Raw genomic sequence first — 23,099 nt, forward strand, 5'->3', positions numbered from 1 at the left:
TCAACTACGTCCGACAGACCGCCAGTACTGCTTCTTCTTCTCATCGCGCACGACCACGCCGAGCCCCGCCAGTTCGGTGCGCAGGTCGCGCGCATCGTCCTTGTCGCCCTTCTCGATCGCACGCTGGCGAGCCTGAAGGTAGGCATCGGCGCCATCCGGCAGACCCGGGACGCCGTCGACCCAGCGCACATACTGACCGGCGAAGGGATCTACGTCGTGCCAGGGGTAGCCCTTCGACAAGAACGCCTGCTTGAGTTTGTCTGCGGCCAAGTCATTGGTCTTGCGGGCCATCTCACCGCCGGAAGGATCGATCAGAACGAGGTCCTTCCCGTCCGCGAACACGCCTCCGACGGACGAACGAGTCGCGGTCGTGACGTCATCACCGTGCGTGATCGTCACCGTATCGGTGCCGACGTCGACCCGGATGACTTCGTCGTAGGCCGTCAACGCGACCACTCCACCGAGAACCGCCCCGATCACCAGCAGAACGCTGGTTCCGACCCGCCCGGTCAACTGATCGAGCAGATCGATCGGCCCTTGGAACGGCACCCACGACAGTCCGTCGATCCATGAGGGCACAAGAGTCAGAATCCAGGCTACGAGCACGCCGGCGAGCGGAAACACCGTCCACAAGAAGACGTGATAACCCCACGGGTGGCGGACGACGGCAGAATCGCCGTGATCAGTCATGTTTTCTCACGCCCGGTTGCGCGCGATGGCGTTCCGAACCAGTTCACTGAAGGCGTCCTCATCGAGCGCATCACCCTGGTGAAGATCGATGGCACGACGAGTGCCGGCGTCCAGGCTGGCATTGAACACACCGGCCGGGTCGGCCAGTGAGGCGCCCTTCGCGAACGTGACTTTGACCTTGTCCTTGTACGTCTCGACCGTGCACACCAGCCCGTCGCAGGAGAACGTCGGCACACCATCGGGATTCGATGCTTTGCGCCACTTGGCCTCTTCGACTATTTCGGGATCGGTTGCCAGGATCAGGGATCGCAGCCGGTCGACCGTTTCGCTTCGCCAGTCATTGCTCACACAGGCACGATACTCGCGGCAGCCGTTACTCGGCACGCAGCAGCGCCGCGACCTCGCGTTCCAACGACCGTCCCATCGGTGCTCCCGGCGATACCGCGCGATCGCCGGGGTGTTGCCCAGATGCTCGGCCACGGTGCGCATGGCCGCGCTGACAGCCCGTTTACGTTGGGTGTCGGTTGCCGCATCGGCCTTGGCGAGAGCCAACGCGCCCACCGTCGTGCCGCGCCAGGTACGGAAGTCCTTGGCCGAATAGTCGTCACCCAGGAGGTCCTTGATGTAAGCGTTGACGTCCTCGGCACTCAGATCGTGCCAACGACGACCAGCACGGTACGCAAGCAGACGTTCGCTGCCTCCGCGCCTTCGACGAAGTCCCGTCAGGACGTTCACGAGTTGCCGATCACGCAGTGTCACGTCGACTTCTTGGCCCGACTTCGCGGCATAGGAGAACGTCGCCCGGTCGCCCGCGATGGCCACGTGGGACTTCTCCAATGTCGTCAGTCCATAGGAACCGTTCTCCTGCACATAGACATCAGATCCGATCCGGAACATGCCGAGGTCGAGCAGACCGAACGCCGCAGCACTGACCTGCTCAAGACCGAAGTCGGCGGCGCCCAACGCCCGTCTCGCGCGCGTCCGGCGGCGCAACAACTCGTCGGCGAATTCGACGATACGGTCGAACTTCTCGGCATCGCGCCGTTCGCGCCACGCCGGGTGGTAGATGTACTGTCGCCGGCCGGCCGCGTCGGTGCCCACTGCCTGGAGGTGACCGTTCGGCACCGAGCAGATCCATACGTCGGTCCAGGCGGGCGGGATGACGAGCTGCTTACATCGTTCGACATCTGCCGCTTCGAGGGGACGGCCGTCCTCGTCGAGGTAGCGGAACCCGCGTCCGTGACGTCGCCGCTCCCATCCTGGAGACTGCGGCGAGGTCCGTCTGAGCCGTACGCGGGCCATGCATGCCCTCCTCCGAGTGTGTTCGGCGCGAAGTACCCCTCATGAGCTCGCGTCAACCACAAACAGGCTGGGCAAAAGGGGCTCTTCACAGACCAGGGTGTAGCCGGGGTCTGAAGCCGCCGGTCTCGAGCAGTGATCTGGCGATGTAGTTTGTGGTTGCGGAACCCGAGTGCGGAGCCGCGTAGATGCTCGAGTCGTCCGTTGATGGCCTCGGTTGGTCCGTTGCTGGTGCCGGGTCTCTCGAAATAGGCTAGGACGTCGTCAGCGCGCTTCTTCAGTGTCCGCCCGAGCGTGACGATCTCGCTCAGCACAGCCGGGACGTCGTGGTTGACCGACTCGATCAGCTTGGCTATTAGGTCGCGGCCCTTGCCCCGGTCAGGTTCGCGGTAGGCGGCGATCATGCGCTGGTGGATCCCCCAGGTCGCCTGCACCTGCACGTGCTCCTCGGAAGCGAACAGGTCGACCAGGCGGTCCTTCTGCTTGTCGGTAAGCAGGCCGGCTCCGGTATGCAGGGTCCGCCGTGCACGGTAGAGCGGGTCGTCCTTGCGGCCGCGGTGACCGTGGGTGCCCTGCTGGACCCGGCGCCGGCACCGGTCCAGGGCGTCACCGGCCAGACGCACGACGTGGAAGGGGTCCATCACCGCTACCGCGCCGGGCAGTTCCTCGGTGGTGGCGGTCTTGAACCCGGTGAACCCGTCAATCGCGACCACCTCGACCGCGTCACGCCAAGCCTTTGTCCGCTCCATCAACCAGTGCTTTAATGCTTGCTTGGAGCGGCCTTCAACCATGTCGAGCAACCTGGCCGGCCCGGTGCCGTCACGGATGCCGGTGAGGTCGATGATCACGGTGACGTACTTGTCGCCGCGTCGGGTATGTCGCCACACGTGCTCATCGACCCCAAGGACCGTGACCCCTTCGAGACGGGTCGAGTCGTCGATCAGGATCCGCTTGCCCTCGGCCAGGACAGGGTCGTTGGCGGTGTTCCACGCGACGCCAAGTCCTTCGGCGACCCGGGCGACGGTGAGGTGCTGGACAGCGATCCCTTCCAGCGCCCACCGCAACCCACGGCGCGAGAGCTTGGCTCGTGGTTTAGCTGCCAGGGTGGTGTCTTGGCGCCACACGTGGCCGCAGCCGGTGCACCGGTAACGACGGATCGTGACCACCAGCGTCGTGGGCCGCCAGCCCAGCGGCTCGTGTGCCAGGCGTCGGATTATGGTGTCGCGAGGCGACCCCTCGCAACCACATCGGCGACACCATTGGTCCGGCTCGAGGACCCGGCACGCCAGCACTGCCCGGTCGCGCTCGAGGCGTTGACCGGTGACCTCAAGACCGAGCTCGTCAACACGGCAGAACGTGGTGAGGTCAGGACAGGCGAAGGTAGCCTTGAGCACTCGACATCAACCGGTGACCACATCCGGAACATCTGAGTCACTCTCGTCCCTGGCTTCGACAAGGGCGGCTCGTTGTGGGCCGCGGGCGAGCACGTAGACGAACAGGACGGCCATGACTGCGGCGCCGGCCCACATGGCGTGTTGCCAACCGTCGACGAACGACTCTTGCGCGGCCCGTACGAGTGCCTGCGCCTGAGGACCTCCAGCGTCGGCGGCCGCGATCGCGTTCGCGACACCCTCGCGGGCGGTGTTGGCCAGGTCGTTCGGGACGCCGTCGAGGCGTGAATCGATCGAGTTCTTGTAGCCGGCGGAGAGGACGGCGCCGAGTAGGGCGACGCCGAGGGCGGTGCCGAACTCGCGGGTCACGTCGTTGAGCGCGGAGGCCACGCCTTGACGCTCGCGTGGCAGCGAGCTGGTGATCGCCTCGGTCGAGGGCGTCATGGACAGGCCCATGCCCAGTCCCATGGCGAGCATGCCGGGTAGCACGGAGAGGAAGCCGCCGTCGACGGAGACGAAGACTGCCATCAGAGCGAGGCCGGTCCCCCCGAGGAAGATGCCAGTAGCCATGGTCGAGCGGCTTCCGATGTGGGCGGCTAGCCGCGGGGCGAGGACGGAGGCGAGCATCATCAGCAGGGCCATCGGCATCATCGCCAGGGTGGCGCGTAGCGCGGACCAGCCGAGGACGGCCTGGAGGAACGGGAAGAGCACGACGAAGATCCCAGCCTGGACACCGAAGACCGTCAGCAGCGTGAGCGATCCGCTGGCCAGGCCTCGTTCACCGAAGAGCCGCACGTCGAGCAGCGGGGCCGGCTGGCGCAGCTCCCACGCCACGAAGCCGACCGCAGCGAGTACACCACCGATGAGGGCGAACAGCGTTGCGGGTTCGGTCCACCCGTTCACCGGGCCCTCGTGGAGAGCGAAGATCAGTCCGAGCACGGCGATGACCGCGGTGGCCGAGCCGACGTTGTCAAACCTGTGCGCAGCCAGTTCGCGGGAGTTGGGGACCGATCGCACGACCATCGCGAGCGAGACCAGGACGAGCGCGACCGGCAGGACGAAGAGCCACCGCCAGGTGGCGACGTCGACCAGCAGCGCGGACAGGTACATGCCAAGGATGCCACCGCCGCCAGCCACCGCGGTCCAGACACCGATCCCCTTGGAGCGCTCGGCTTCGGGAAAGGTCGAGGTGATCACGGCGAGCGTCACGGGCATGATCATCGCCGCCCCCACACCGGACAGGAACCGGGAAGCGAGCATCAGCTCCGAGGACTCGGCCATGCCCGCGGCCACGTTGGAAACACCGAAGATGGTAAGGCCGATCAGCAGCATGGGCTTGCGGCCCCACCGGTCCCCGAGCGCCCCCAGCGGGAGGAGCAGGGCGGCGAGACTGATCGTGTAGAGGTTGATGAACCACAGCACCTCGCTCTGCGAGGCGTCGAACTCGACGGCGAGCTCGGGTTGGGCGACGTTGAGGCCTGTCACCGAGGCGATCACGGCCATCAGTGCGATGCAGACCGCGATCAGGACCGTGCGACGATGACGTGCGTCGTGGATCGTCGAGTCGGCGGGTTCGGCCGCGGTCGACGGTGGGTTCGTGCTCATGTGGGACCTTTCAGGAGGGCAGGAAGAGGACGCGCCACAACCCGTGTCGGGGTGGCGCTGCGCGGATGGTGGGTGTCAGTGGCGGCGGGTGACCCTGATGACGACGTCGTGGATCGTGGTCTTGTGGCCTCCGTGACCGGACATGGTCCGGTGTGACTCCTGGGCGGTCACGACGTCCCACTGGGCGGAGTCAAGGCGCGCGGTGATGGTGGCCGCGGTCGCCGACGCCGAGGCGGACGGCCCATCGGAGTCATGCCCATGTCCGTGCTCGTGTCCGTCCTCGGTGGCGTCTTGGTGGAGGTGGCCAACGATCAGGAGGGTGCCTCTAGGGGCCACCCACGCGGCGGCGCGGTCGTAGAACTCCAACTGGGGCATCGAGGGGCCCCCGGCACCGAGGTGGCGCCGAACTGGTCGGTCTCGATGAACGCGCCGGCGGGATGGGGAGTCGGCTCGATGCCGATTCCGGCGAAGGGCTCGGCGCGGGTGGCCATCTGCGTCGACACCACCACGCCCTCCAGGCCCAGCAACCCGTGTACGCCGTGAGCCGGCGCGTTCCTCGGCTCACCGGCGTCCACGACCGTCACCGATCGGCGCGCCCGCGCCAGTGCCAACGCGGCGCTGAGGCCGCTGGCGCCGCCCCCGACGACCACCACGTCGCGAATAGCCTCCGTTTGCTCTGCCATGTCTGCCCTCTCGATGGATTTGCGGCGGCCAGTTCGAAGCCCCGCTCTCCAAGAATGGCCACCGGCAGGCGGAATCGCAAACGTTGTTGCCGAATGGCAAACTCGACGAATGGATCACTCACCGGACCGCACACTCGACGCCGTGGGGCCACGGTTGAAGCAGCTGCGACAGCGCCGCGACATCACCTTGAACGACCTCGCAGAGGAGACCGGCATCTCGACCAGCACGCTGTCCAGGCTCGAGGCCGGTCTCCGACGTCCCACTTTGGAACAGTTGCTGCCGTTGGCACGCGCGTACGGCGTCACCCTGGATGAACTCGTAGATGCCCCGCCAACCGGCGACCCGCGCATCAACCTGCGCCCGATCCCCACCAGCGACGGCCGCACCATCCTGCCCCTGACCCGCAGGCCCGGAGGCATCCAGGCCTACAAATTCATCCTCCCCTCCGGACGCGACGACGCCGAGCCCGACCTGCGCACCCACGCAGGCTACGACTGGGCCTTCGTCCTCAACGGCAAACTCCGACTAGTCCTCGGCGAGCACGACCTGATCCTCGAACCCGGTGAGACCGCCGAGTTCGACACCCGCACTCCGCACTGGTTCGGCGCCACCAGCTCAGGACCCGTGGAGTTCCTCAGCCTTGTCGGCAAACAGGGAGAGCGCGCGCACGTCCGCACCGCACCCAAAAAGCACGGATCGAATTAGAGGGTCACCGTTGTAGCGACCCTTGCATCCGGTGAGCACCGGAGTAGACATCCAGAGAGCGGTGCCCGAAGCGGTCACCGTCTCTGATTCACGGGCCAGGCACGTTGGTCGAGATCGCTGCATGTTGCGACCCCCTCGCGCACCCGCCGCACCCCATTGGGCGGCAGCCATCGACGATCCGAGGCACGCTGACTAGTTCACACCCTCAATTGTGATGAGCCGCAAAAGGCCCACCACAAAACTCGACGACCGGCTACTGATCTGTCCACACCACCACCGGCTGGTCCACTCCGCACCCTGGTCGATCCGACTCAACACCGCAGGATTCACGGAATACCGCCCACCCGGATCAACTCTGCGGCAACGCAACCACCGCTGGCGACCCTCAGTCGACCGCAGTACCGGCCCTACAACGGCGCGAACGAGCTCAACAGCTCATAGGCGACGTGCGATGCTGCCACCGCCGTGATCTGGGCATGGTCATAGGCCGGCGACACCTCGACGACATCTGCACCCACGAGCTGCGTCCTGCGGAATGACCGCAATATCTCCAAGAGCTCGCGACTCGTCAGTCCACCCGCTTCGGGTGTGCCGGTGCCGGGAGCATGCGCCGGGTCCAGAACGTCGATGTCGACCGAGACATACGTCGGGCAGCTACCGATGCGTGCGTGCAGCCGGTCGATGATGTCATCGATGCTCTCGCGTTGAAACTCGCGCGCATGGATCACAGCGAAGCCGAGGCGCTCGTCGTCGCGTAGATCCTGATCGCTGTAGAGCGGGCCGCGAATGCCGATGTGCATGCTCGCAGTCTGGTCGATCAGACCTTCCTCGGACGCGCGCCGAAATGGCGTCCCGTGGGTGTGCGGCGCTTCGAAATAGGTGTCCCAGGTGTCGAGGTGGGCATCGAAATGGACGACTGCGACGGGTCCATGGCGTTCCGCCGCAACGCGAAGCAACGGCAGGGCGATCGTGTGGTCACCGCCCAGTGTCAGGAGCCGACCGCCGTCCCGGGTCAGCTCACGGGCACCCTGCTCGATCTGCTCGATGGCCTGCTCGATGTTGTAGGGAGTCACCGACAGGTCACCGGCATCGGCTACCTGCTGCACTGCGAACGGCGAGACGTCCTGAGCCGGGTTATAGGGCCGCAGCAGCCGGGACGCCTCACGAATGTGGGCCGGCCCGAAGCGAGCACCGGGCCGGTAGCTGACGCCTGAGTCGAAGGGTATGCCGACGACATTGATGTCGGCCCGCTCGACCTGGTCGAGGCGGGGCAGGCGGGCGAACGTCGCCGCGCCCGAAAAGCGGGGCACCTTACTGCTGTCGACCGGGCCGACCGGCTCGGTCCGGCCCCCCGGCTCGCTGCCGTTCATGCGGCCTCCACGATCTGCGGGTCGACGGCGATGAAGACTTTGCGGGAGTACTCCAAGGTCTTCCACACGCCATTGAATCCCTTCGGTACCACAAAGGCGTCACCGGCGGTGAACGTGCGCTGACCGCCGTCCTCGTCGATCAGCGCGACAGCGCCGAGCAGCATGATGCAGACCTCGGTATAAGGCTGGTCCCGCAGCACGAGCGAGCCGGGATGTCCTTCCCACGCTCCCCCGAACGTCTCGCCGGCGGCCTCGTCACCGAAGGTGCGCCACTCGGTCTCCTGCCAGTCGGCGCTCGCGTCGCCGTCACCCCACACCGGGATGATGGGCGTTCCGACGCCGACGGCAATGGTCTTGATGGTGTCGACGCTCACGCCGTGGTCTCCGTCGGGTTGATGCGGTCAAGGACGTTGCGGGTGATCTGCTGAGTGAACGGGTCATTGAGCCTTAGTCCGTTGACCCATTCCGTGGTGCCTGCGGTGAACACCGAACCGGCACCGCGTTCGAAGTAGGCGACCATGCCCGAGCCGTAGAACTCGTCGGTGAAGCGATCAGGGATGTCGTCGCCGTACATTGCCCCGATCAGCTCGATCACCTCGTTGATCGGAGCCCCCAGCGGCACTCCGCCGTTCCAGCGGTCGACCTCGCCGACCGTGGCCGGAGCCATGGCCAGGATCTCCAGATCCACAGGCGCGCCGTCCATGCCGGTGGCGTATGGCATTCCGCGCCGCACGCCGTAGTCGACTCCGTCGAGTTCGAACGCCGCGACGCAGATCGGTGCGCCGCCGAAGACATCGCCATAGCTCAGATCGGTGTCGGCGAATGCCCAGTGATTCGGCCGGCTCACCGTGAACCCGCCACTCGATCGGGGCGCTGCTGAGCCGTAGCGGTTGTAGACCCCGCCCATGCCGGTCAGCCCCATCGTCTGAGCGCCGGGGCGGCCGATGATGGGCGCGTCCCAGGCTGTCGTGACCCGGGTGGGGTTGGTCTCGAGCGCCGGGTCGTCGAACGGATTCTTGTAGCAGACCTGCGTGGTCGCATCGTCTTCCAGACGTACCTGCCACAAGAAGTTACCGCCGAACCGCGCAATGTGGCCGCCGTTGTCGACGAACGCATCAACTGTGTCGCGCATCTCCCAGGTCCAGTACTCGTCATGCCCGACGAAGATCGCCCCCGCGTAGCCTTCCAACGCGAGCGGGTCGGTGTGAAGGTCGACTTGGGTCAGGTGGTCGAGACGGTAGCCTTCCCGCTCGGCCCAGACCGCAAAGGGACGCTCATAGGTCGCCCACCCGGCGTCGGCGTAGTGCCGGGAATAGCCGTGGGCATGGGCCCACTCATAGGCTGGGTGGCGGGGCAGCTCGTGCATGGCCGGCGTGTGCGGATTGGAGCTACGCGGCGCCTCAGGCGGCTGGCGAAGCATCCCGCGGGCGATCGGCCGCTGCAGCGACAGTCTCGGCGAGGGGATGTCGTGGCCAGGACCGTCGCCCAAGCCTCGATAGGCGTTCGCTCCGCCCCAGTCGTTGTAGGAGGTGAGGGTCGACGTGGTGTGGATCAGCACGTACGGCGCGCGGCGGTGAGCCGTTGCCTTGATCACGACGAAGTGATCGTTGCTGATGGTCCTGCCACCAGATTCGGTCTCGATGGTCAAGAGGTAGAAACCTGACTCCCAGCTCGGGTCGACCTCGATCTGCAAGGCCTGCGGCCAGCCGCAGCCGACCGCGTATGCGTCACCGGGTGTCTCCTGTGCCTGACCGGTCAAGCCCGACCGGGACCACACGACTTCGGGCCGCAGCCCGTCGCGGGTCAAGGTCAGGGAGTACGTGCCCTCGGTGGTGTGGGTGTGCACGGAGATCGATTCACCGGCCTCATACGACCACCGATCGGTGTAACACCAGGCCTCCGGCCCACCCATTCCAGGCTTCTCGACCACGAAGCCGGGAATCGACCAGGCATAGCGGGCAGTCGCGCCGGGACCGGCGGGATGAGGCGTGGTCTGGGCGGTCATCGAGTCACGACCTGTTCATGAGGAGTTGCGCTGCGAGCACGGACCACGCCGACGATCAGGCCTACGACCAGCGGGACGTTGATCCAGATGTTGCCAGCGGTGCCGAGCGCGGTCAGGGTGCCCATCTTGGTGCACACCAGCCAGAAGATCACCGCGAGAACGACTGTTGCGGCCGTCGGAGCGATTGAGGTCTTCCACATGCCCTCACCACGTCGGTCCGACGCGAAGTACTTCACGATCGCGATCGACGTGACGATCTGCAAGGCCAGAACGCCGACCAGCGTCGGGGTGTTGGTCCAGATGACGACCTCGGTGTAGGGATCGCGATCGGCGATGATGAATCCGGCCAGGACCGCCAGGAACACCGCGCCTTGCACGAGCACTGCGGTGCGCGGGCTGCCGGTGGGACCCGTGTGGGTCAGCCTGGCCGGCAGCAGTCCGTCGCGTCCCATCGAGAACAGGTAGCGAGCACCCGCGTTCTGCAGGGCCAGCACTCCGGCGATGAAGCTTGTCACGACCAGAATCTGCATCACGTCGGTGGCGAGCTTGCCGACGTAGTCATTGTTGACGTCGAAAACCAACGTCGAGACATCGCCTGACAAAGCCTTGGCCAGACCGTCCGGGCCGAGCGCCATGAGCAGCAGCCACGACGCGACGGTGTAGATCAGCGCCAGGAGCCCCACGGCGATGTAGGTGGCACGTGGGATCGTTCGGGCTGGATCCTTGACCTCCTCGCTGTAGACCGCGGTCTGCTCGAAGCCGATGTAGACCACGAACGTGATGACGAACAGCCCGCCGAGCAGGCTCGCGGTCCAGTTGGACGGGTTGAATCCTTCCAGGCTGTATCCAGCCGGGGTGCCCTTGACGACAATCGCGATCAGCAGGACCACCAGGATGCCGATTTCGGTGATCAGCAGCACCGCAGCTACTCGGGCGCCGACCATGACATTGGCCCAGGACACCGCGACAACGGCGGCCCCGAGCACCAGAGCACACACTCCCCAGCTGATGGTCAGGCCGAGGAACTGATCAAGCGCGTTCGAGGCGAACAGGCCTGCTGCCGCGCAAAAACCGATCTGGCCGAGCGTGTAGGCCGTCCAGGCCACGGCCGCAGCACCGCCGCCGGCTTCCTTGCCGAGGCCCTCTCGGATGTAGCCGTAAAACGCTCCTGCATTGCGGACGTGGCGACTCATCGTGACGAAGCCGACTGCGAACAACATGTAAACCAGCCCCGCCGCCAGGTAGCCAACGGGTGCCACCTGCCCGCCCACTAAAAACGCAAGTGGGGCGAATCCGGCCATCACGGTCAGCGGGGCAGCAGCGGCCACAACGAAGAAGACCAAGTGACGCGCCGAAATCGAATTGGACTTCAGCGCGCTGCCATCACCGGCAGAGTGGCTGGCCGGGGGGCTCGCGGTAGGTGTGCTCATCGGGTTCCTCCAAAGAAGTCGATCCCCGGATCCTAGTGACGCTTGACGCCGCGTACTATCGCCGAGATGGCGATTTTTGGAATCTGAACTATCCACGGAGGCGATTCAATGATCCTCGCTGACCTGCTGGACGATCCTGCCCTGGGTCTGCGACTGTTGAGCGCTGACCGACATCGAGCGACAGCGGTCCTCGCCGCTCACGTCAGCGAGCTGCCGCATCCGGGGCCCTGGCTCGAGGGCGGCGAGCTGCTCATGACGACGGGCTGGCTCGTGCCGAACGCTCCCGCCGATTGGGCGGCTTTCGTCGCCGAGATCGCCGCAGGTGGCATCAGCGCGCTGGCGCTGGGTCTGGGTGACGACCTTCCCCACTCCTTCGTCCCGGCGAGCCTGATCGCAGCCTGCGCCGAACGTGACCTGCCGCTGCTGAGCGTGTCACCGGCAGTGCCGTTCATCGCCGTCACCAAGGCTGTCTTTGCGGGATTGGCCGATGAGCAACAAGAAGTGCTTCGCGGTTCTGCCGAGCTCGGCCGGGACCTGACCTTGGCTGCAGCGTCAGGCGGAGGGCTGGAAGCCATGACCCGGACCTGGTCCGCTGCGGCCGACACTAATGCCCAGGTGCACGACCGACTGGGCAGACCGCTGGTCGCCGGAGCTCCAGCAGATCTCGAGATCGAGCTGACGTTGACGCAGATGCGGGACGAGGTACTGCGCACCGGCACGAGTCAGACCCGGACTGACCCCGAATCAGGATTCACTCTGGCGGCCCGACCGTTGGCGACCAGCGAGATTCACGGCTGCCTCTCGTTCGCCTCGCACCGCCAACCCGATGAACACTCGCTGTCAGTGCTGATCGCACTCGTCTCGCTTGAGCTCGACCGGCGCTGGCTCGTCGATGCGCCCGAGCGCGAACGCCGGGCTGAGGCGCTGCGGCGGCTGTTGCAGACCGAGGACGATGTCCGCGCCACCTCGGCGCTCATGTCGTTCGGGATCCAATCCGACCGAACCCAGATGTGTGTCGTCGACGTGTCCAGTTCGCCCAATGCCGCGCAGCTCCTGATCGACCTGGCCTTGCGGTTGCCCGGCGGCCTGATCCGGCGCATCGGCGACCGTCTCGAGCTCGTCGTCGAACATGACGCAGCGCTCCGTGCCTCGATCGAGTCCTTGCTCGCGGGGCTGCCCACCGGCTTCGGCGTGGCGGTGACACCGGGCGGACTGCACGCCTCGCTACGGCAGGCCTACACCGCGCTGGAGGTCAGCCGTCACACCGGAGAGGCTGTCGAGTTCACCGACGGCGGCGCACACCGGTTCCTGCTGGACCTGGCCGATCCGGAGTTCCTGCTCAACTACTCCAGCTCGGTCCTGGCCCCGCTGGCCTCCGCCGAGCGCGGCGACACCCTCATCGAGACGCTTGAGACCTACCTGACCCAGAACTGCTCGATCGACGCCACCGCGGAGGCACTCGGCGTACACCGACACACTGTTCGCAACCGGATCCACAAAATCACCGAGCTGACCCACCGCAGCTTGGACAGCGTCGATCACCAGTGCGAAATGTGGTTGGCCCTGAAAGCCCGGGCACGATCGTGAGAATTGGCCGCTCCCGGCGTTAGGGTCCAGATATGACAATGGCCGGCCGAGATCCCGAGCACGTCGTCCAGGTCCAGGGCCTGGTCAAGACCTACGGCCAGGTCCATGCGCTGAACGGCCTCGACCTCGACGTACGCGCCGGCGAGGTACACGGCTTCCTGGGACCCAACGGCGCCGGCAAGTCCACAACCCTCAAAGCCCTGCTAGGCCTGCTGCGGATCAATGGGGGAACAGCGACCGTGTTCGGCCTGGATCCTTGGCGTGATGCCGTGGCAATCCATCGACGGCTCGCGTATGTCCCGGGCGACGTCGCTCTGTGGCCGAATCTGAGCGGCGGAGAGACAGTGGATCTGTTGATCCGGATGCGCGGCGCGGATCCTGCGACTTCTCGCAAGGCAGAGATGCTGGAGCGATTCGCCCTCGATCCGACCAAAAGGGGCCGCGCCTATTCCAAGGGAAACCGGCAGAAGGTCGCACTGGTCGCGGCGTTCGCGACCGATCCGGATCTACTGATCCTCGATGAGCCGACGTCGGGTCTCGATCCGTTGATGGAGCAGGTCTTCAACCAGTGTGTGGCCGAGCACACTGCACGCGGAGCGACGGTTCTGCTGTCGAGCCATATCCTCGGCGAGGTCGAGCACCTCGCCCAACGCGTCACGATCATCCGTGACGGTCGCACGATCGAGACCGGCACGTTGTCTGATCTGCGCCATCTGCGGCGCAGCCGGGTCCGCGCGCAGGTCACCGGCGAGACCCCGGAACTCGCCCAGATCGTCGGCGTCCACGACCTCACCGTCGACGATGGTGCGCTCACATTCACGGTCGACCCCGAAGCCCTCGCTCCAGTGCTACGCATCCTCGCAGACGCCGACGTCACCGGGCTGACAAGCGCTCCGCCCTCGCTCGAGGAACTGTTTTTGGACGCCTATCGGACGTCGTCACGGGCATGAGCAACGACGCGCTGCGAGGAACCGCCCTGCTGACCCGTCAGGCCCTGGCACGCGACCGATTCCTTGCTCCGACGTGGATCGCGATACTCACTGCAACCTGTTACGCGAGCGGTGCCGCCACCGCGTCGCTGTACCCGACCGCCGCCGACCGGGCCGCTGCGGCCGAAGGAATCAACTCGAGTTCGGCCATCGTGGCGCTGTACGGGCCGATCCTCGACGTCCACAGTCTCGGCGAGCTGGCCATGACCAAGATGACTGTGCTGTACGCGGTCTTCGTCGCCGCGATGTGCATCGTGCTCGTGCGCCGGCACACTCGGACCGAAGAGGAAGCCGGGCGTGCCGAGCTGATCGCTGCCACCGCTGTGGGACGGCTCGCCCCGATGGCGACGGCCGTCACGGTGGGTGCTGCCGCATCTGTCGCGGTCGGGCTGCTTGCCGCTGCGGCCAACCTCGCCGCGGGTCTGCCGACCGAGGGCTCGATTCTGTTCGGTGCTTCCTGGATCGGCATCGGCTGGGTCGCAGTCGGTGTGACCGCATTCGCCTGCCAGCTCTCGCCCAGCTCACGAACCTGCGCCGAGATCGCCGCCGCCGTCATCGGGTTCTTCTACGTCCTGCGGGCTCTGGGCGACAGTTCCGCCAACACCTGGCTCAGTTGGTTCTCGCCCTTCGGCTGGTCGACCCAATTGAGCGCCTGGTCCGCGCCGCGTCACTGGGTGCTGCTTCTCTTCGTGCTTCTCGGCGCCGCGTTCGTGGGTTCCGCCGTCAGCCTGAACGCACGACGCGACCTCGGATCGGGCATGTTCCCCAGTCGTCCGGGGCCACGTTCGGGCGCTCCGCGGCTCAGCAACGTCTTGGCCCTCACGCTGCGTCTGAATACGCCGTCGCTGTTGTCGTGGACGGCTGCGACCGCGATCCTGGCAGGCTTGTTCGGCGCGATAGTTCCCCAAGTCAGCGGTTTGCTCGACTCCCCCGGCGCGCGCGCCGCCCTCGAACGACTCGGTGGTGTCGGCGCGGTGGAGGATACGGTGTTCGCCGCGGTCGTGTCGATCCTGGCCGTCGTTCTGACGGCATTCGGGGTCAGCGTCGTGAATCACAGCTCGGCCGATGAGCGGGACGGCCGCACTGACCACGTTCTCGCCACGGCGACATCGCGCAGCGCGCCATTCTCGGCCACCGCCTTGACCGCGCTCGGCGGCACCCTATGGCTGCTGGTCGTGACCGGCGCGGCGTTGACGCTTGGCTACCTCGTCGCCGACGGGACGCTGGCTCCCCGCCTGATCGCCGCCACCCTCGCCCAGGCCCCTGCCGTCTGGCTCGTCCTCTCGTTTGCGCTGGTCGCCTGGGCCTACCGCAATGCCTGGACTGTGGCGGGTTGGATCCTGCTGACGACATTCGTGTCGATCGGCCAGTTCGGCGAACTGCTCGACCTCCCCGCCTGGATCACCGATCTGTCGCCCTATTCCCACGCCGCGCTGATGCCCGTCGAGAGCTTCGACCTACGCACCGCAGGAAGTCTGATGGCGCTGACGGCCCTAGTGATCCTTGCTGCCGCCTGGTGCTACCGACGCCGCGACGTCGGCCAGTGACCCGGGACCGGCCCATGGACCGGCGCCACCGGTCGAACCGTGCCGGCCGACCCTGGACAATGGGCGCATGACGCCTCGCATCACCTGTCCGGTCCTGCAGTCGAGAATTCAATCGGCGGAGACGGCGGCGGCACACATCCGTCACGGCGACAATGTCGGGTTCAGCGGGTTCACCGGGGCGGGTTATCCCAAGGCGCTTCCAGAGGCCATGGCCAGCCGTATGACCGAAGCGCATCGCCGCGGCGAGGAATTTCGTATCGGCCTGTGGACCGGCGCCTCGACAGCACCGGATGCCGACGGCACCCTCGCTGAGGCGGAGGGCATTTCAACGCGTCTGCCGTACAACTCCGATCCGACCCTCCGTAGGCTCATCAACGCCGGCCAGGTCGACTACATCGACGCACACCTGAGCCACTCCGCCCAGCACATGTGGTTCGGCTTCTACGGCAACCTCGACGTCGCCGTAGTCGAGGTGACCGCGATCCTGCCCGGCGGAATCCTGGTCCCGAGCAGTTCGGTCGGCAACAACAAGACCTGGCTCGACCAGGCCGACCGGATCATCCTCGAGGTCAATCATTGGCAACCGCGTGAGCTGGAAGGCTTCCACGACGTCTACTACGGCACGGCGCTGCCACCAGGCCGCCGTCCGATCGAACTGACCGATGCGATGCAGCGTATCGGCGAGCCGTACCTTCGGGTCGACCTCGACAAGGTCATCGCCGTCGTCGAAACCAACAGCCCGGATCGCAATTCCCCCTTCACCGCGCCGGACGCCACGTCATCGGCCATCGCAGAACACGTCGTGGACTTCTTGCAGCACGAAGTCGACGCCGGCCGTATGCCACCGGAATTGCTGCCATTGCAGTCCGGGGTCGGCAATGTCGCGAATGCCGTCCTGGCCGGGCTCGACGCCAGCGATTTCACCGATCTGGTCGCCTTCACCGAGGTCATCCAGGACGGCATGCTCGATCTGATTGACAGCGGCACCTTGCGGGCGGCGTCGGCGACCTCGTTCGGACTGTCCGATCTGGGCGTCCAGCGCTTCATGGACAACATTGACACCTACAAGGGCCGCATCCTGCTGCGCAGCGAGGAGATCTCCAATCACCCGGAGCTCGTCCGACGCCTCGGCGTCATCGCGATGAACGGTCTGATCGAGGCCGACATCTACGGCAACGTCAACTCGACCCACATCATGGGCAGCGCGATCATGAACGGGATCGGGGGCAGCGGCGACTTCGCCCGCAATGCATTCCTCAACTTCTTCCTCACACCGTCGACTGCCAAGGATGGCGCCATCTCGGCGATTGTGCCGATGGTCAGCCATGTCGACCACACCGAGCACGACGTGCACGTCATCGTCACCGAGCACGGGCTCGCCGATCTGCGTGGCCTGTCCCCTCGGGCACGGGCAGTCAGAGTCATCGAGAACTGCGCCGATCCCCGGTTCCGTCCGGCGCTGCTGGATTACGTCGAACGCGCTTGGGCCGACCGGCCCACCGCTCGCCACACACCCCACCTGCTCGGCGAGGCCCTGAGCTGGCACCAGCGCTATCTCGACACCGGAAGCATGTCGACGTGAGCCGGGCCCAGCAGGTCTTCGACGATTGGGTCGACACCTGGACCCACGTCAGGGGACTCTTGAGAAGCGAACTCGACGGCTGGCCGCTCATCCCGGTGGCCTCGCCGACCCGCGAGACCGAATTGGTCTGCCTCGACCCGGGAACGGATCGATTCATCGTCCTGAGCAGCCATATCTCAGCCGACCCGCGGGCGATGCTGACCGTCGTGGCCGACGACATCACGCCCTATCGTCTCCTCGACCTGCCCGCAGGAACTCGGATCGACCGCGACGACGAGACATTGATGACGACACAGTTCGTCGAGGCGCCCATCCCCCGACTCGACGACGAATTCACGTTCCGGTGGGACATCGAGGACCACCGGATGACGTACACCGTCGAGTCCGGCCAACGGATCGCGGCCGCAGGCACGGTGGGCGTGCTCGGCGATACCGCGACATTCGACGCAGTCGAAACGACTCCGGCGTTCCAGCGACGCGGTCTCGGGCGACATGTCATGACAACGCTGACCCAGCAAGCCATGGGACGTGGCGCACGTCGCGGCGTCCTGGCGGCGAGCGACCAAGGGCGACAGCTCTATCTCGCGATGGGTTGGACTCCCGAGCTGGAGATGCTGTCGCTGATGGGTGCCTGACTCACTGCTCGGCCGAACGTCGGCAGACCTCGTCCCAGGGTGTGGGTTCCATCGTGAAGTGCTCACGCGCGGCGCTGTCGTCCAGCACATACGGGCGCGTCCACTGGTACGACAACTCCCGTAGTTCCCGCATCATCGGGATGAATCGTGCCGATGCTCCGAACACGAGGTCCGGCACGGCCGACACTTTCGGGGCAGGGCGGCCGATTGCGGCCATGACGTCGGTCAGCGCCTGCTGCTGGGTGCGAGGCGCATTGCTCGGGACGTGCCAGGTGCGCCCGTGCGAGGTCGGGTCATCGGCAGCGACGATGAGCAACCGGGCCGTGTCGAGCACGTCGGTGAAGGTGTGCGGCTGATCCTTGCGTCCCAGCACCCAGGCACGCTTTCCGGCCAGCAAGCCGGGCACTTGACGGGTCACGTGCCCATTGGCACCGACGCCGAGCCCCATGTAGTCCGATCCGCGCACCTCGACGGTGCGAATTCGTCCTGCATCGTGCAGGGCCAGCGCCTCGGCCCACATACGGGCACGAAGAACGCCTTTGTGGTCGGTCGCCGCGTCGGGCAGCTCCTCGCGCATCGGGCCTTCGACGGGGCCGTACGGATACAGGTTGCCGGTGATCGCATAGACGGCACCCGAGCGTTCGGCTGCGACCAGGAGGGCCGACGCGAGCGGGGGCCACACCTGTTGCCATGAGGTGTAGTCGCCCGGATTGGCGCAGTTGTAGAGCACCGACACGCCGTGTGCCGCGGCGCTGAGCGCATCGACGTCGGATGCGTCCAAGGCCAGATGGGTCACTCCGGCGATTCCGGTGTCGGTGCCGGATCGAGTGGCGACGACGACTTCGGAGCCGCGAGCAGCGAGCAGCTGAGCGGTGTGCCGGCCGACAGGACCTGCGCCGATCACGAGATGGCGGTCAGACATGGGATGTCCTTTCGGAAAGAGATGTCATCGAGAGCACTGCTCTCAAGTCGAGTGTGTCAGGAGATTCCACGCATTGCAAGAGCAGTGCTCTTGGTTGTTGCAACTGCTCTCCATCTGCGCCAGAGTGGACACATGGAGAACAAGGCCCGTACCGCGAGACAGCGCGCCCGTGCGGAGATCACCGCCGAGATCTTGAGCGCGGCCCGCGCGCGGCTCGCCGACACCGGTCCCGGCGAGCTGTCCCTGCGCGCCGTCGCCCGCGACGTCGGAATGGTGTCGTCCGCGGTCTACCGCTATTTTCCGAGCCGTGACGAACTGCTGACAGCTCTGCTCATCGAGGCGTACGACGAGCTCGGCCAGGCCGTCGAGGACGCCGACGATGCCGTGGACGATCCCAGCGACCTGGCCGGCCGCTGGCTGGCGACCTGCCGGGCGATCCGGGCATGGGCGATCGCCCATCCGCATGATTACGCCCTGCTGTACGGCTCCCCCGTCACGGGCTACGCAGCGCCCCAGGACACCGTGACGCCCGCGACTCGGGTAATCGTGCGCCTGGTCACGATCGTCGTCGCGACCGATCCGACCCGTCCGGCCACCACCTCGTCGGCGTACCCTTTCGATTCGTCGGTCCGAGGCGCCATGCAGGCCATCGCAGACCTTGGCGGCCCCGCCGAGCACGACATCCCCGCGGAGACCATCGGTCGCACGCTCATGGCCTGGAGCACGGTCTTCGGCACGATCTCATTCGAGCTGTGGGGCCACCTGGTGGGCTCGGTCAACGACCATGAGGACTACTTCGACAGCGTGATCTCGCGGCTTTGGGCCGACCTGACGGCACCTCGACAGGCCTGACAAGTGAGAAATGCCTCACTCCCAGAATGCGGCGCAGGTCCACGTAAAGCGGTTGAATGAGGAGATATCAAATCGCAGCACGTGAGGATATACATGCCCCGCATCTCTCGACGCACGTTCGTAGCGGCTCCCGCCGACGTCGTCTGGTCGCTCACCGACGACTTCGCACAGTGGCACCCCAAGCTCCCGATCTACGCCGACGGCCCCGAGGCCTCCGCTGAGCTTGTCGTGACGGTCGTAGCCAAGGATCACGACGCACGGACATTGTCGTACCACATGCCCGAGCCGCCGTTCCCGATCAAGGACCACCGCGCGACGATCACCGTCGAAGACGCCGGCGAAGCCTGCTCCTACGTCACCTGGTTCGCTGAATTCAACGCCGAACCCGCAGATCTCGCCGAGCTCGAGGACTCGATCGGTGACGACGTCTTCGCACAGGCGCTCGACAACCTGGCCACCGCGGCGCAGGACACCTTCGGCAACGCCCAAGTCGCCGCATTGGCCTGACACGACCGCCCTTGAGTAACCATTGGTCGAGCGAAGCGAGGCAAAAGCGCCTGGGCGAAGCCCAGCAGCGGCGAAGCCGCTGGCGCGGCGAAGCCGCGCTAGCTCTTCCAGTCCCGGAACCCGAGGACGATTAGGCGCATCTGACGCCTGGCCCCTTCCTTGATCTGCTCTTCGAGGTCGGGGCGTCCATCGGGCATCTCGACGACCTCCTCGGCGTTCGAGACCATATTGCGGACGAACAGCCGCGAGACCATGTGCACGTCCTCAGACGTCCAGTTCTCGATATTGGGCAATCGCGCGAGCACAACCGCGAGCTCGCTGACGAACAGCTCGAGTTCATGACGGATGGCCTGTCGCACGGCGTCTGAACCCCCGACTCGCTCTCGGGCGACGAAGGCGAAATGCGCCTTGCTCTGCTTGACGGTTTCGACCAGGACTTCGGCGGCCGCGTCGATGATGTGCTCGAAAACCTGCGGATCACGCTGCGCGTCGCGGATCATCCGGCGCAGAGTCGAGAACGACTGCTCGACGAGCGCGAGCCCCAATTCGTCCTTGGACTCGAAGTGGCGATAGAACGCCGTGGGAACGACGCCCGCATGTCGGGCCACCTGCCGCAGGCTGATCTGAGCGAATCCTTGCGTCTGCGCGAGTTCGAGAGCCGCAGCCAGGATCGCCTGCCGGGTGCGCTCCTTTTGCTCCTGGCGCGAGGCCGTGTGCGCCGACTCAGTCATGCGAACACCCTATCGCGAAGATTTGAGTGCACACGTGTTTCGCTCGTGCGCCAGGTCACGCGGTGTGTCGGTTGCGTGATCGGGAGCCTTCGTGCAGACTTTGAGTGTACGCACGTTCACTCAGTTCTGAGATTCGATCCTGACAGGGGGTAACGATGGGCATCGTCCGCAAGGCATTGACCTCTCGGCCCGTCGCGTCCTTGACTTCACCCTTCACCGTCGACCACTTCCTCGAACAGATCCACCCGATGCTTGCAGCGGCCAACGTGCGCGCCAAGGTCATCGAGGTCATCCACGAGACCGGCGCCGCCAGCACCGTAGTGATGCGGCCCAACGGAGCCTGGAACGGCTTCGTCCCCGGACAGCACGTGCAGTTCGGGGTCGAGGTCGACGGCACCCGCCGCATCCGGTGCTTCTCGGTGTCCAGCTCCAAGGCCAACAAAGACAAGACGTTCAGCGTCTCGGTCAAGGCGCATCCCGACGGTTATGTATCGCAGTACCTGCACAACGAACTCAAGCCCGGCACCATCGTGTTCTTGTCGCAGGCCGAGGGCGATTTCGTCCTCCCCCGCGAAATCCCCGATCACCTTCTGCTCGTCAGCGGCGGCTCCGGGATCACGCCTGTAATGTCGATGGCCCGCACCCTGCGCGACACCGGGCACCGCGGCCAGGTCACCTTTTTGCACTACGCCCGCAGCCGCGATGACGAGATGTTCACCGCAGACCTCGACGAACTCGCGGCCAGCAACATCGACGTCGTCAGGGTGTACACGAGGCAACCCGAGCCCGGCGCCGAGATCGAGGGACGCTTCCACGTCGACCACCTCAAGCACCTGGGTGTCGACCCGACCGAGACGCTCACCTACGTGTGCGGCCCGGCGGGACTCATCGCCTCGGTGCGCGACACATACGAAGAACTCGGTGCCGCGGAGCAACTGCGCCAGGAGTATTTCAAGGTTCCGAGCGTCGACGTCAACGCCGCCGATGCCACCGGAACTCTCACGTTCGACGATGCATCGATCGAGGCGCCCAATTCCGGCGCGACGATCCTCGAACAGGCCGAAGCCGCTGGCCTCAAGCCCGCCTTCGGCTGCCGCATGGGCGTCTGCAACACCTGCGCCGTCAAGAAGAACAGCGGCGCCGTACGCCACGTCGTGTCGCGCGAGATCTGCGCCGACACCGACGAGACCATCAAGATCTGTGTCCAGGTCCCCATCGGCGACGTCAGCGTCGCACTCTGAGCTAGGGAGAACCCGCATGGCCATCAAGTTCAAGAAGACCAAGAACGCCCCGATCAAACCCCGCAGCGCCAGCAACCACAACGCCGCGCCGCTGACCCTGATCAACCCCCTCACCGACAAGCCGGCCACGATCGGCCTCGACTACATGACGTACGAACAGCTCGACGAGTTCGGCCACGAACTCGACGCCGTGCGCCAGCGCGTGCTCGACGACCTGGGCCAGAAGGACGCCGACTACATCCGTCGTGTCATCAAGGCTCAGCGTGCGTGCGAGGTCCTGGGCCGTATCGGCATCTTCATGCCGTTCTTCCCGCCGGTTTTCATCGCCGGAATCGTGCTGCTGGGCCTGGCCAAGATCCTCGACAACATGGAGATCGGCCACAACGTCATGCACGGCCAGTACGACTGGATGAACGACCCCATGATCGACGGCTCCAAGTACGACTGGGACAACGTCGCTCCGGGCGAGGACTGGAAGCACGGCCACAACTACATCCACCACACGTACACCAACATCCACGGCATGGATCGCGACATCGGCTACAACCTGCTGCGGATCGATGCCGATCAGCCCTGGTACGGCACGCACCGGTTCAACCTGCCGTTCGCCTTCGTCCTGATGCTGTTCTTCGAGTGGGGCGTGATGTACCACGGCATCGAGCTCGATCAGTACCTCCAGGGCAAGATCTCCAAGGCCGATTTCCAGGCCCGCAAGAAGCGCGCCATGAAGAAGATCCGCGGCCAGATCGCCAAGGACTACCTCGCCTACCCGCTGCTGGGTCTCGCGCTCGTACCGTTCGTCGGCTGGTGGGCGCCGCTCGCGATCCTAGGTGCCAACCTGGTCGCCAACGTCATCCGCAACATCTGGACGTTCTGCATCATCTTCTGCGGCCACTTCCCGGCCGAGGTGCAGACCTTCGCCGAAGAGGACGCACAGAACGAGAACCGCGGCCAGTGGTACTTCCGCCAGATCCTCGGCTCGGCCAACATCACCGGACATGCGCCGTTCCACGTCCTGACCGGCAACCTGAGCTACCAGATCGAACACCACCTGTTTCCTGACATCCCGGCCCGTCGCTACCCCGAGGTCGCCGAAGATGTGAAGCTCCTGGTCGAGAAATACGGCCTGCAGTACAACACGGGTCGCTTCTCCAAGCAGATGTTCTCGGTCGTGCGTCAGCTCGCCAAACACGGCAAGAAGCCCAGCGATCCGTACAAGATCGGCAACAGCCCCGAATCGAAGGCGTTGCGCCGCGCCAAGCGGGAAGAGGCAACTCGTCGCCTCGAAGAGGTAAGTGCGTCACACTGAACACATGGTCGATGACGT

21 protein-coding genes and 1 pseudogene are annotated in these 23,099 nt (G+C 65.6%); 10 read left to right on the forward strand and 12 right to left on the reverse strand.

What is annotated here, in order from left to right; translation table 11 throughout:
- The 6 genes and pseudogenes from ACXJKC_RS14925 to ACXJKC_RS14950 form a co-directional block, all read right to left on the reverse strand.
- Positions 1-690, reverse strand: coding sequence for a YqeB family protein (locus ACXJKC_RS14925; protein WP_456697529.1), 690 nt, complete (start codon positions 688-690; stop codon positions 1-3).
- 6 nt (positions 691-696) lie between these two features.
- Complete coding sequence (locus ACXJKC_RS14930; RefSeq protein WP_456697530.1) at positions 697-1,992, reverse strand: DUF1801 domain-containing protein; 1,296 nt, start codon at positions 1,990-1,992, stop codon at positions 697-699.
- Positions 1,993-2,077: 85 nt separating this feature from the next.
- Positions 2,078-3,383: pseudogene (locus ACXJKC_RS14935) on the reverse strand (ISL3 family transposase).
- A 6-nt stretch (positions 3,384-3,389) separates the two neighbouring features.
- Positions 3,390-4,985: an MFS transporter gene (locus tag ACXJKC_RS14940; protein WP_456697531.1), complete on the reverse strand. Its 1,596-nt coding sequence runs from the start codon at positions 4,983-4,985 to the stop codon at positions 3,390-3,392.
- A 75-nt stretch (positions 4,986-5,060) separates the two neighbouring features.
- Positions 5,061-5,360, reverse strand: a complete 300-nt coding sequence (locus tag ACXJKC_RS14945) for a hypothetical protein (protein WP_456697625.1) — start codon at positions 5,358-5,360, stop codon at positions 5,061-5,063.
- Positions 5,297-5,668 carry an FAD-dependent oxidoreductase gene (locus ACXJKC_RS14950; protein ID WP_456697532.1) on the reverse strand — a complete coding sequence of 124 codons (372 nt, stop codon included), beginning with the start codon at positions 5,666-5,668 and terminating at the stop codon, positions 5,297-5,299. Before ACXJKC_RS14950 ends, ACXJKC_RS14945 begins: the two co-directional genes overlap by 64 nt.
- A gap of 109 nt (positions 5,669-5,777) precedes the next feature.
- Here ACXJKC_RS14950 and ACXJKC_RS14955 point away from each other — a divergent pair, with 109 nt between their 5' ends.
- A complete protein-coding gene (locus tag ACXJKC_RS14955; protein ID WP_456697533.1) occupies positions 5,778-6,374 on the forward strand; it encodes a helix-turn-helix domain-containing protein in 597 nt (198 codons plus the stop codon).
- Positions 6,375-6,781: 407 nt separating this feature from the next.
- On the opposite strand, the gene speB is transcribed toward ACXJKC_RS14955, so the two are convergent.
- Genes speB through ACXJKC_RS14975 form a run of 4 tightly spaced genes read right to left on the reverse strand, consistent with a single transcriptional unit; the run spans position 6,782 to position 11,179 of the window.
- Positions 6,782-7,744 carry an agmatinase gene (speB, locus tag ACXJKC_RS14960; protein ID WP_456697534.1) on the reverse strand — a complete coding sequence of 321 codons (963 nt, stop codon included), beginning with the start codon at positions 7,742-7,744 and terminating at the stop codon, positions 6,782-6,784.
- Positions 7,741-8,118, reverse strand: coding sequence for a cupin domain-containing protein (locus ACXJKC_RS14965; protein ID WP_456697535.1), 378 nt, complete (start codon positions 8,116-8,118; stop codon positions 7,741-7,743). The genes speB and ACXJKC_RS14965 overlap by 4 nt, the downstream gene beginning before the upstream one ends.
- Positions 8,115-9,749 carry a N,N-dimethylformamidase beta subunit family domain-containing protein gene (locus ACXJKC_RS14970; protein WP_456697536.1) on the reverse strand — a complete coding sequence of 545 codons (1,635 nt, stop codon included), beginning with the start codon at positions 9,747-9,749 and terminating at the stop codon, positions 8,115-8,117. The genes ACXJKC_RS14965 and ACXJKC_RS14970 overlap by 4 nt, the downstream gene beginning before the upstream one ends.
- A complete protein-coding gene (locus ACXJKC_RS14975; protein WP_456697537.1) occupies positions 9,746-11,179 on the reverse strand; it encodes an APC family permease in 1,434 nt (477 codons plus the stop codon). Before ACXJKC_RS14975 ends, ACXJKC_RS14970 begins: the two co-directional genes overlap by 4 nt.
- A gap of 108 nt (positions 11,180-11,287) precedes the next feature.
- Here ACXJKC_RS14975 and ACXJKC_RS14980 point away from each other — a divergent pair, with 108 nt between their 5' ends.
- The 5 genes from ACXJKC_RS14980 (at position 11,288) to ACXJKC_RS15000 (ending at position 17,519) form a co-directional block, all read left to right on the forward strand.
- On the forward strand, positions 11,288-12,766 hold the full coding sequence (locus ACXJKC_RS14980; RefSeq protein ID WP_456697538.1) for a PucR family transcriptional regulator: 1,479 nt from the start codon (positions 11,288-11,290) through the stop codon (positions 12,764-12,766).
- A gap of 38 nt (positions 12,767-12,804) precedes the next feature.
- Positions 12,805-13,716 (forward strand): ABC transporter ATP-binding protein, encoded by a 912-nt coding sequence (locus tag ACXJKC_RS14985; RefSeq protein WP_456697623.1) that lies wholly within the window; start codon positions 12,805-12,807, stop codon positions 13,714-13,716.
- Entirely contained in the window at positions 13,713-15,302 is a 1,590-nt protein-coding gene (locus ACXJKC_RS14990; protein ID WP_456697539.1) for an ABC transporter permease, read from the forward strand. The genes ACXJKC_RS14985 and ACXJKC_RS14990 overlap by 4 nt, the downstream gene beginning before the upstream one ends.
- 67 nt (positions 15,303-15,369) lie before the next feature.
- Positions 15,370-16,884: an acetyl-CoA hydrolase/transferase family protein gene (locus tag ACXJKC_RS14995; protein ID WP_456697540.1), complete on the forward strand. Its 1,515-nt coding sequence runs from the start codon at positions 15,370-15,372 to the stop codon at positions 16,882-16,884.
- Positions 16,881-17,519, forward strand: coding sequence for a GNAT family N-acetyltransferase (locus tag ACXJKC_RS15000; protein ID WP_456697541.1), 639 nt, complete (start codon positions 16,881-16,883; stop codon positions 17,517-17,519). The genes ACXJKC_RS14995 and ACXJKC_RS15000 overlap by 4 nt, the downstream gene beginning before the upstream one ends.
- 1 nt (position 17,520) lies before the next feature.
- Here the strand turns inward: ACXJKC_RS15000 and ACXJKC_RS15005 are convergent, their stop codons facing one another.
- The gene (locus tag ACXJKC_RS15005; protein WP_456697542.1) at positions 17,521-18,441 is read right to left on the reverse strand and encodes an NAD-dependent epimerase/dehydratase family protein; all 921 of its coding nucleotides are present in this window, start codon (positions 18,439-18,441) and stop codon (positions 17,521-17,523) included.
- A 132-nt stretch (positions 18,442-18,573) separates the two neighbouring features.
- On the opposite strand from ACXJKC_RS15005, the gene ACXJKC_RS15010 reads away from it, so the two are divergent.
- Positions 18,574-19,293: a TetR/AcrR family transcriptional regulator gene (locus tag ACXJKC_RS15010; protein ID WP_456697543.1), complete on the forward strand. Its 720-nt coding sequence runs from the start codon at positions 18,574-18,576 to the stop codon at positions 19,291-19,293.
- Between the two features lie 93 nt (positions 19,294-19,386).
- On the forward strand, positions 19,387-19,800 hold the full coding sequence (locus tag ACXJKC_RS15015) for an SRPBCC family protein (protein ID WP_456697544.1): 414 nt from the start codon (positions 19,387-19,389) through the stop codon (positions 19,798-19,800).
- Positions 19,801-19,898: 98 nt separating this feature from the next.
- Here the strand turns inward: ACXJKC_RS15015 and ACXJKC_RS15020 are convergent, their stop codons facing one another.
- Complete coding sequence (locus tag ACXJKC_RS15020) at positions 19,899-20,531, reverse strand: TetR family transcriptional regulator (protein WP_456697545.1); 633 nt, start codon at positions 20,529-20,531, stop codon at positions 19,899-19,901.
- 155 nt (positions 20,532-20,686) lie between these two features.
- Here ACXJKC_RS15020 and ACXJKC_RS15025 point away from each other — a divergent pair, with 155 nt between their 5' ends.
- Positions 20,687-21,772 (forward strand): ferredoxin reductase, encoded by a 1,086-nt coding sequence (locus ACXJKC_RS15025; protein ID WP_456697546.1) that lies wholly within the window; start codon positions 20,687-20,689, stop codon positions 21,770-21,772.
- Between the two features lie 16 nt (positions 21,773-21,788).
- On the forward strand, positions 21,789-23,081 hold the full coding sequence (locus ACXJKC_RS15030) for a fatty acid desaturase family protein (RefSeq protein ID WP_456697547.1): 1,293 nt from the start codon (positions 21,789-21,791) through the stop codon (positions 23,079-23,081).
- Positions 23,082-23,099: the final 18 nt, after the last annotated feature.

This window comes from Aeromicrobium sp. P5_D10, assembly GCF_054049535.1.